Origin of the sequence: Gimesia sp. (assembly GCF_048260065.1) — a bacterium.
In the GTDB taxonomy this organism is placed as follows: domain Bacteria; phylum Planctomycetota; class Planctomycetia; order Planctomycetales; family Planctomycetaceae; genus Gimesia.
This window is the reverse complement of sequence record NZ_JBLXHC010000006.1, coordinates 60810-70957: the sequence shown is the minus strand read 5'-3', so window position 1 is coordinate 70957 and position 10148 is coordinate 60810. Positions and strand designations below refer to the sequence as shown.

At 48.1% G+C, this 10148-nt stretch carries 7 protein-coding genes; 4 read left to right on the top strand and 3 right to left on the bottom strand.

Features of this window, described 5'->3' with window-relative positions; translation table 11 throughout:
• The first annotated feature begins 132 nt into the window (after window positions 1–132).
• Entirely contained in the window at window positions 133–918 is a 786-nt protein-coding gene (locus ACN0YN_RS13070) for a hypothetical protein (RefSeq protein WP_417385460.1), read from the top strand.
• Between the two features lie 13 nt (window positions 919–931).
• Window positions 932–1663, top strand: a complete 732-nt coding sequence (locus tag ACN0YN_RS13065; RefSeq protein WP_417385459.1) for an endonuclease/exonuclease/phosphatase family protein — start codon at window positions 932–934, stop codon at window positions 1661–1663.
• A gap of 86 nt (window positions 1664–1749) precedes the next feature.
• Here the strand turns inward: ACN0YN_RS13065 and ACN0YN_RS13060 are convergent, their stop codons facing one another.
• Window positions 1750–2112, bottom strand: coding sequence for a hypothetical protein (locus ACN0YN_RS13060; protein ID WP_417385458.1), 363 nt, complete (start codon window positions 2110–2112; stop codon window positions 1750–1752).
• A 588-nt stretch (window positions 2113–2700) separates the two neighbouring features.
• Between ACN0YN_RS13060 and ACN0YN_RS13055 the strand changes: the two genes are divergently transcribed.
• On the top strand, window positions 2701–4026 hold the full coding sequence (locus tag ACN0YN_RS13055) for a sulfatase (RefSeq protein WP_417385457.1): 1326 nt from the start codon (window positions 2701–2703) through the stop codon (window positions 4024–4026).
• A gap of 171 nt (window positions 4027–4197) precedes the next feature.
• On the opposite strand, the gene ACN0YN_RS13050 is transcribed toward ACN0YN_RS13055, so the two are convergent.
• Both ACN0YN_RS13050 and ACN0YN_RS13045 read right to left on the bottom strand, forming a co-directional pair.
• Window positions 4198–4521 carry a hypothetical protein gene (locus tag ACN0YN_RS13050; RefSeq protein ID WP_417385456.1) on the bottom strand — a complete coding sequence of 108 codons (324 nt, stop codon included), beginning with the start codon at window positions 4519–4521 and terminating at the stop codon, window positions 4198–4200.
• A 260-nt stretch (window positions 4522–4781) separates the two neighbouring features.
• Entirely contained in the window at window positions 4782–8480 is a 3699-nt protein-coding gene (locus tag ACN0YN_RS13045; RefSeq protein ID WP_417385455.1) for a glutamine synthetase adenylyltransferase, read from the bottom strand.
• A 379-nt stretch (window positions 8481–8859) separates the two neighbouring features.
• Here ACN0YN_RS13045 and ACN0YN_RS13040 point away from each other — a divergent pair, with 379 nt between their 5' ends.
• A complete protein-coding gene (locus ACN0YN_RS13040; RefSeq protein ID WP_417385454.1) occupies window positions 8860–10131 on the top strand; it encodes a hypothetical protein in 1272 nt (423 codons plus the stop codon).
• Window positions 10132–10148 lie beyond the last annotated feature (17 nt).

Sequence of the window (10148 nt, the reverse complement as noted above, 5' to 3'; positions counted from 1 at the left end):
CTTTTGCATGTATAAAATGCCCACAAATCTTTCCTCCCGTACTGGGGAGCGGTAAGATAAGGGTGAGTATGTCTGAAAGTTGCCCTGCTTTTCAGATGTTTCGAACGACCTGGTTCAAGAGGAGATTCCATTTTGCATCGTTTAATGATGAGAGTTAACCTGTGTCTGCTGGCCTGCATTCTGGCCGGCACGGTGACGACGACTGTGACAGCTGCTGAATGGGGAACCTTGACGGGGCAGTTTATTTATACCGGTCAGGTGCCACAGCCTGAGAAACTGGATATCAGTCGCGATGAGGCAATTTGTGGAAACTTCAGCGACCTGATCGTCGATCAGGGGCTGCTGACAGGAAAAAACGGGGGCCTGCAAAATGTCTTCGTCTACCTGCGGGAATCGAGCCTGGATGATTCTCTGATTCACCCTGATTATCTGAAACTGCCCGAAACAGTAACCATTCAAAATAAAGGCTGTATCTTTCAACCACATGTGGCCGGGCTCTGGGTGAACAGGCAGAAACTGCTGGCCGAGAATAAAGATTTGTGTGCGCATGGGTTTCAGGTGAAAGCTTACAGAAATACCAGTCTGAATCAGGTCCTGCCACCTGGTGAAAAGATGATCCACGGATTTGAGTACGGGGAAAAACTGCCTCTGCGAATGAGTTGCAGCATTCATCCCTGGCAGGAAGGCTGGCTGGTTGCATTGAACCACCCCTATTTTGCAACAACAGATGAAACAGGGCGGTTCCAGATTAAGAACCTGCCGGTCGGCGAATGGGAATTTCAACTCTGGCAGGAGAAGGCAGGTTACCTGACGGTCCGACCGGAGTGGAAACGTGGGCGTTTGAAACTGAAAATTGCACCTGGTGAAAATGATCTGGGATTGATCAAAGTGTCTCCCTCGGTGTTTGCAGGCAAGTAACAGCGAATCAAGAATGAGATTATTAAGCTATAATATTCATAAAGGTATCGGCGGCAGAGATCGTCGCTATCAACTGGAGCGGGTGATCGGAGTGATTGAGCAGGAAAACCCTGACATCATCTGCCTGCATGAAGTGGATCGCAATGTTAAACGTTCCCGCTTCAATAATCAGCCAAAAATCTTTGCAGACTACTTCAATATGCAGGAGTCTTTGTATCAGCTGAATGTCAAACTGAAGACGGGGGGATATGGAAATCTGATTTTGTCGCGCTGGCGTTTTTTAACTCAGCATCAGATTTCGTTGACGAATAAGTGGCGTAAAGCGCGCGGGGCACAGATCGTAATGATTGATTCGCCGGAAGGCGCATTCCAGCTGGTCAATTTTCATCTCGGACTGGCGGAAAAAGAGCGACACTGGCAGATCAACCACCTGTTGACACATCGCCTGTTTCAAGAAGGGAATGGATACCCCACCGTCATTGTGGGGGATACGAATGACTGGCGCAATACACTGGCAAAAGGGAAGTTTTCGGAGCATGAGTTTCAGGAAGTAACACAGCCTCCTTCAAGGTATCGCTCGTTTCCCGCATACATGCCTGTGGGGACGCTGGATAAAGCGTTTGTCCGTGGGGAAATCATGATTAAGAATGCCAAGGTTGCGAAGTCAAAACTCGCCAGACAGGCTTCAGATCATCTGCCGCTGGTGATCGATTTTCATTTGAACGGTTCTGAAACCATCTCGTAAAAAAAGGCAGGGCATTAGATGCCCTGCCTGTATCGCTCATTGAGATGTTCCAGCATATCTTGAAGGATATGCTGATCTCAGTTTAATTATTCAGATTTTTTTGTTGGTGGCATTTCATCTGCTTTAATGAAATCACCATAAGTTTTACCTTCAACTGAGGTAGGTTTCGCTTCTGCAGCTTTAAGCGCTTTTACAATGACTTCTTTATCAGTTGCTTTGCGTTTTTTGCCCAGGGCTTCAAAGACTGCTTCGCCGTAGTCGCTCTTTTCTTTCTTGCTTTTTCCAGGATGGCAGATGCCACACTTTTTGGCAATCAGCATTGGAGAATTGGGATAAGTTTCAGCCCAGATATTTTTAAAGTTAGGTCGAGCCTCAACTTTATTTGCAGTGCCGAACATCGAAAGTCCTGCTACTACCAGACCAAACAGTAAAGCTGTTTTCACGTTCATCAGTTTCCGCATAAAATTCCTCATATTCTTCTAAAAAAGTAAGTGAACTTTGAACTTCTGTCACTCCGGTTTGAGCCAACCAGAGTGATCCGGAAGTGGTTGCCCCGTATCACGTAACGTTCTCATTGGTAATCAAAACAGGACTACCAATACATTAGAATTATCAATTTCCACGCTGTCAACGCATCCAAGCTGCTTTAACCGGAATGCTTAACTTGCAAAAAATGTTTCAGCATATCTGTTTCGGATTCAGATTTTTTTCCCACATACCAGGTGAGAAAAATACGACAGAATTTCCTGAATGTTCGTGTTTAAAATGTTTGTAAGTCTTTTTGGGTGTTGATCTTAGTGAAGCAGTTGGTAGGATGGATAGAATGTGAAGCAGAAGTGTGTGTACGTCTTCTGCAAGTATCTACGTAATTATATGGTTGAGTGTTGGGTAAATAAATGAAATTTTTCATAATAATTCCCAGACAAATCAACTTATCAAGAAGCAGTTTTTCGGCTGTTTGACGACAGAATGGATAAAATCCTTAACCGGTTCTCTCGCTGGAAAACTATTGCGCTCTCATCCCGAGGAGACTCAACGTGAATTCATTCTTTAAGTGGTCCTGGTTCCTGCTGGCGGTAAGTTGTCTCAGTTATTTCCCGCAACTGGTTCAGGCTGAATCCAGGTCCAGCCACCCGAATATTGTCATCATTCTCTCAGACGATCAGGCCTGGAATGATTATAGCTTCATGGGGCACGACACGATCAAAACACCTGCGCTGGACAAGCTGGCTTCTGAAAGTGCGGTCTTCAAAAGAGGATATGTTCCTGTCAGCCTCTGTCGTCCCAGTCTGATGACGGTGATAACAGGTTTATATCCGCACCAGCATAAAATTACCGGCAATGATCCTCCCAAAGGGATGGACCGACAGAAGCTGTTGAAGCATGTCAAGCGTGCCGACTGCCTGCCGGAACTGCTGGGGAAGATCGGCTATAAAAGTTTTCAATCAGGAAAATGGTGGGAAGGCAATCCGTCGCTGGCAGGATTCACTTCCGGGATGACTCATGGCGATCCCAAACGGGGAGGCCGTCATGGAGATCTGGGATTGAAAATCGGTCGCGAAGGAATGAAGCCTATATTCGATTTCATTGATGAGTGTGGACAGGACCCGTTTTTTCTGTGGTATGCACCGTTTCTGCCTCACACTCCCCATACGCCGCCACAACGACTGTTAGATAAGTATCTCAGTTCTGAAATTCCAATTGAATTATCTTACTATTATGCAATGTGTGAATGGTTTGATGAGACTTGTGGACAACTGATGAATCATCTGGATGAAAAAGGACTATCAGAGAATACCATCGTTGTGTATGTCACGGATAACGGCTGGATTCAATATGTGCCGGAAACAGACCAGGAGCGGCAGAAAATGAAACGTCGTTTTCGATATGCTCCCAAATCGAAACGAAGCCCGTACGATGGTGGTGTACGGACACCGATCATGTTTCGCTGGCCGGGCAAAATTAAGCCGGCTGAATACGATACGCTGGTCAGCAGCATTGATATCGCCCCCACATTACTCGCTGCAGTCGGTCTGAAACCTACGAAAGACATGCAGGGCATTAATCTACTGGAGGTGATGCGCCAGGGAGGAAAAACAGAACGAGATACCCTGTTTGGTGATATTTATGAGCATGATATGATCGATATCGACGATCCTGCATCGAGCCTGAAATATCGCTGGTGCGTCCAGGGTGACTGGAAAGCTATCTTCCCGAGTTCGCGTCTGAAAGACGAAAAAGTGGAATTGTATAACATCACCGCCGATCCCTTCGAGCAGAATAATCTGGTTTCGAAGAACCCCGAAAAAGCACAGCAGCTTTTGAAATTGACAGATCAGTGGTGGGATGCAGGATCGCAATAATCCTGAATGATTTAAAAACCAGAGCAGATCCCCGTCTCAGGGCTACTCTGGTTTTCTTTGCCACTTTTAAAGAACAGGAAAACAGGAAGTACACCAGGTTTCCATTATCACTCGCTTGTCTGAACCGTCCAGGTTCATCGAATTGTCGGAGAGTTCGTGTCTCAGAGGACCTTAGTGGCGATGACGTCTCCGTCCACCATGCCAGTGTCCCGTCTGGTGATAGTCGTAGTGTCCCGGGACATAATGGTAGTGATTACCATGACGCTGAAAACCACCTGGGTGATAATCATAGTGACTGGTATCATGCCAGAATGAGTGGCGTCGACCATAGTAGTAAGGGGTCCGGTTATATCCGTAACCCTGGTTACCATAGTACCCACCAAAACCATTACCGATGGTAATTCCGAAATTCACGCCGCCTGCTTGAGCCGTGGATGTCGTTCCGACGAATGCCAAACCTGAGAATGCGACACAAACGATTAATAATTTTTTCATCTCTCCATTCCTTAAAAGAAATTACAGTCTTGTTTGAATCTCACGACCGCTTCTGAAGGATGTTAAAAAGCATCGATTGTGCCAATTAAACAGGAATTGCTGTAACTGACTGATATTTTTGGTTTTAAGGAAATATCTGTTTTTCGGGATTAAATAGAGTGTGCGCTCAAAATGATAAAAGTGATATCAATCTGATGATTGATTACAGGCTGTTTTCGGCAGATTCCTGCATGTGATGAGCGGAACGGGAGATCGGGAGATCAACCGTTGGTTCGAATGGTCATGGCTTTGATGGGAGCCAATAGACGACTGAAGTCACGCACACGATCCATGGTCATGGAGATTTCTGTCTGCAGCTTCTCGGTATGCGAACCGTAACCCAGTCGTCTGGCAAGGAATTCGAACTCTTCCTGATCTTGAGGCGGGACTGTCAAATCCTTGGCGTTACCTCTGACCATGCGCAGTGCATCGATCAGTCTGCGGAGAAAGATATAAGCATTGCGGAGTTTCACGTAATCATCGGGGCTGATTAACCCGAGTTCTTTGAGCGAGTCAATCCCTTCCAGTGTGTTCGTGGTTCGCAGACCCGGATTACGATGACCATAGGTGATCTGCAGACTCTGGATCAGGTATTCACAGTCAACGAGTCCACCGTCCCCGAGTTTGGCGTTGATGGTCCCCCCTTTGACAAGCTGCTGAATCTGTTTCTCGCGCATTGCCAGCATCGCAGCGACGTCGAATGGTTTGCCGCTATAGATAATGGTATCCCTCATGCGGACAATCTGGTTTCCGAATTCTTCATCAGCGGCAATCGGGCGGAGTTTTACCAGTGCCTGTCTTTCGTAAGGCCAGGCTGCTCCCTCGTGAGAAAAATAACTCTGGAATGCTTCGGCGGAAACGGCGAGACTGCCTGCCTGTCCGTAAGGTCTGAGGCGGAGGTCAATCTGGAAAATCCCCTCACTTCTGGTCTTGATCATCTTGCTGAATTTCTCAACCAGCTTCAAATAGTATTCATTGTTTGTAATCATTTCTGGTCCGGTAGTCTGACCGGAGCCTTCGTAGATAAACATCAACTCGATATCGGAGGCGAAGCCCAGTTCGCGGCCGCCACACTTACCCAGCGCACAGATGGAAATCCGACAGGGGTCTTCCGTTTCCAGTTGAGGTACGCCATATCGTTCCTGTAACTGCTGATCACAGATTTCATAGGCCCCCTGAACAACGACTTCGGCGACATCAGTCAGTTCATCTGAAAACTGTCCGAATTCTGAAATATGCCCGAGGATATGTCGCATGTCAGTGCGTAACATGGCGCGGTCTTTGAACGCGTTCAGGCGTTCCTGCTGATCCTCTGGTGAAGTTGCTTCTGTCAGTTCCCGTGCCAGTTCTGCTTTTAACTCAGTGAAGGTAACGCGGTTTTTTAACTCTTCCACGTTCGCGACCACCGGAAAGAGGTTCGAGTGTTGTAAACGCAGGAAGTCTTCCCAGAGGAAATCACTTACGCCCAGCAATCTGGCCAGTGCGCTGAGAACGCTGGTTCGTTCGAGCGACGAAATTTCTTCGACCCAGTTTGGTTGTTTAAACAAATGCTCCAGGAATTCACGGAAATGCAGTAAGGCCGCTTCCGGATTGGGCGAGCGCGGCAGCAGGTGTGTAAAATGTTTAATGAGCACGATGGCCGCCCGCAAGCCCTGCTGTTGTGCTTCGGCACTGATTTTTTCCCCTTTGTCATCAGTGACATAGAGGACATCGCTGACTTTGTTTCCTTCAGAGTCAATGACCATTCTGGCGATGTCGATGCCACTCATGGAGAGCGCATTCGTCAGTTCATACAGAAACCCGATCGTATCTTCGGATTGGATTCTCAAGATGGTGTAGCGTGTATCGGTATCGTTATCCAGTTCAATTTCGACCGGATACAACATCTGGCTGGCTTGAGGCAAATCGTGCAGCGCTGCCGCAACCCGCTTGGCAAGTTCTCCCACTGCTTCCTGGATTTTTCCGGATTCGACTTTATGCAGCAGTTCTGTCAGGTCATTTTTATAGCTGATCCAGAACGACGGCTGAACGGCAGCATCGGATGCTTTGACTTCAAGTACGATGACGAATTTGCGCGCACTGTTTGACTTCTCACTGGGTTTGGGAGCGCGGCTTTGCGACGAAGCAGCAGGTTTGACCTTCTGATTGGTAAACAGGTGCCCTTGCTGGATATCAAATCCATAGACAAACAGGAGTCCGCAGATCAGGGACAGGTCCCCGGTCTGGTCGAAGCCAACCATGGTGAGTCGCACCTGGTCATCCGGAATTTTTTCCGTAAGAAGTTCTACATTATTGGTTTCACTCAACTTGCGGGCCATCTGGCTGTGTTTTTCGATTTCCTCTTCATTAAAGACTTTCGAATACGACGCAGCCATCATGCCGATGGGATTGCTTTCCTGTTCAGACTGAGCCGCATGCAGACCGGAATCTGACTGAGAGGGGTAGATATACTTTTTGAAGATGCTGCGTACTGCTTTACGATGTTGTTCGTAATATTGAACCAGCTGTTGACCTTCCTGGAAGTCGAGTCTGCGTGCCAGGTACGCCAGTTCCCGCTCATCGGTAGGCATATGGTGTTCCTGGTTGTAATGCATCAGCTGCAGAGCATGTTCAATTTTTCGGAAAAAGACATATCCGCTGGTCAGGTGGCGATATTCGTCTGCCTGGATCAGTCCATGGTCGACCAGTCTGACCAGGCCATCGAGAGTGTTGATACTGCGAATGGAAGGATATTTCGCGCCATTCGCCATCTGCAGATATTGTGTGGTAAATTCCACATCGCGGATGGAACCTTTCCCCGATTTGACTTCGCCCCAGTCTTTGCCTTTCTTTTTCAGTTCCGTTTCAATCCGTTCTTTCATTTCCAGAACGTTTTTACGTACTTCTTCCGGATCACAGTTGAAAATCTGTGGTTCAATCCGTCGAAAGAAATCAATTCCCAGATTCTGATTGCCGGCGATCACACGCGCTTTGAGCATGGCCTGCTTTTCCCACAAGCGACCATGCCTGGCGAAGTAATCGACATAGGCATCTACCGTTGTGACCAGTGCCCCCGATCGTCCCCAGGGACGCAGACGCATGTCAACACGATATAAAAAACCTTCTGACGTGGATTCCATCAGTGACTTGATCAGCCGCTGTCCGAGTTGCCAGTACTGTGTTGAGTTGTCACCTGCGATAAAGACCAGGTCGATATCCGAACTGTAGTTTAATTCTTCCCCTCCCAGCTTACCGAATGCCAGAACGGCAAAGTCATCGAGAGGCAGGTTCAATTCTTCAGAAAGAATCGTCAGGCAGGTCTGGACCAGGCCGTCTGCCAGCAGTGACAGCTGGACGGTAATGTTTTTCAGGTCCATCAATCCGAATGTGTCACAGGCACCGATGCGCAGGAGTTCCCAGCGCTGAAACCGACGGAGGATATCAAATATTTCTGCTGTCGACTTCGATTCCTGTCGCGCTGCCGCCATCGCTTCCGAATAAAACTGCTGCTGACTTTTGAATTCGGCAATCCGGTTATAGCGGGTCAGCCGTTCCAGGTAGTCCGGGTTTTTCAACAGGATCTCTGTGAGAAACTGACTGCCCACAAACAGCCTGACCAGGATTTCAACGGCGCGGGGATTGTGGGTGAGAAAATTCAGCATGACTTCCGGTTCAGAGACGCTGTTGATGAAGCGTTCGAAATTGATCAGGGATCCATCGGGAGTGGCTGCATCCGTCAACGCCTGTAACAGTGTCGGCAGAATCAGAGTCAGTTCATTGCGGATGGCTTCCGAGGTACACATCTCGCGAATGCGGGTTAAAGCGCGTTCCTGTTCTGTAAATCCAATTCCAGAGAGAATCTGTTGTATTTCCGGATCTGTGACGGGAAGCTGCTGGTCCAGAAGTTTCGCTGCATTGGAGTAGAGCACGGGTTTATTCATAAAAACGGCAGAACCTGCTGAGTGAGAGACCTGGTATTCAGGATTGGATTAAATCATGGGACAGAGATTTGCGAGTCTGCTTTAGCGGTGGATCATCTGCTGGATGTTGCCTGAGGGAAATCCAGCGCACAAAAATCTTGTGATGTGTCAAACGGTATTATAAAGCCGATACCGATTCAAAAGAAGGTTCTCCTCTGCGGAAATTGCACGAAAACAGTTGGTTCATCTGTTTTGAACAGTTAGTAATCCTGTCAAATTAAGCATTGCTGAATCCAGTTGCTTTTCCGTTCTGTTTCATTTACTCTGATTCTATGAGGTTTTTGGGTACAGCAGTTGTGCAGTACGTGGTCTTCCTGTGTTCTCAGCCAGAAGAAAATCAATGATCCATCCTGAATCCGTCAGCCGTCGTCAGTTTCTTGCACAATTGATTTCTACCGCTGGTTCCGCTGCACTGGCTGGAGTTGCCTTTGCTGACAAAGCAGAGTTTCCACCAACACGGGTGATTACCAGAGGTCCGCGGCACCACTGGTTTGGATACTATGACAAACTGCAGTTCGATCCTACCAGTCGCTATGTTCTGGGAATGGAAGTGGCTTTCGAACATCGTTCACCGAAGGCGGATGATGTAATTAAAATCGGGATGGTTGATCTGCAGGATCAGGATCGCTGGATCGAACTGGGAGAATCTTCTGCCTGGAACTGGCAGCAGGGTTGTATGCTGCAATGGCTGCCCGGATCCGCATCACAGGTCATCTGGAATGATCGAGAGCAGGGACAGTATGTGAGTCGCATTCTGGATGTGAAAACCGGGAAAGGACGCACGGTCTCCTCGCCGGTTTATTCTGTCAGCCCGGATGGTAAAACCGCAGTTACTCCTGATTTTCGCAGGATTCAGGATGTCCGGCCCGGTTATGGATATCCCGGATTTCCGGATCCTCATTTTAATGAGCTGGCCCCCAGAGACACCGGGATCTTCAAAGTAGATCTGGAGACGGGGAAGACAGATCTGATTCTCACGCTGGAGGAAATTTCCCGCACCGGAAAGATTCCCAATCAACAGAAAGACATCAAACACTATTTCAACCATCTACTGTTCAGCCCGGACGGTTCTCGCTTTATCACACTGCATCGCTGGCAGTACCCCAATGGCAAACGACTTTCGAGAATGGTGACAGCAAACCTGGACGGCAGCGATGTACGTGTGGTCGTTGATAACGGTTTTGTCTCACATTTCATCTGGCGTGATCCTGCTCATATTCTGACTCAGTCGAAAGCGACTTCAGACAGTCCAGCCTGGGGTGATTTTCTGGTGAAAGATGAATCGCAGGGGGACTTGCAGGAGGTCGGAAAAGGAGTGCTGGATAATGGCGGGCATCTGACCTATCTGCCGGGCAATGAATGGATTCTGAATGACACTTATCCCAAGGGGAAAGAACGCATTCAGACGCCTCATCTGTATCATGTCGCATCCGGAAAGCGAATTGATCTCGGGCACTTTCATTCTCCCGCGCTTTATACTGGGGAATGGCGGGTGGATACTCATCCCCGATTCAGCCCTAATGCAAAGTACGTCTGTATCGACAGTCCTCACAAAAATGAGGGGCGACAACTGCATTTGATCGATATCTCAGGCATCGTCGGGCAATCCTGAACGAGTAGCATAAACCT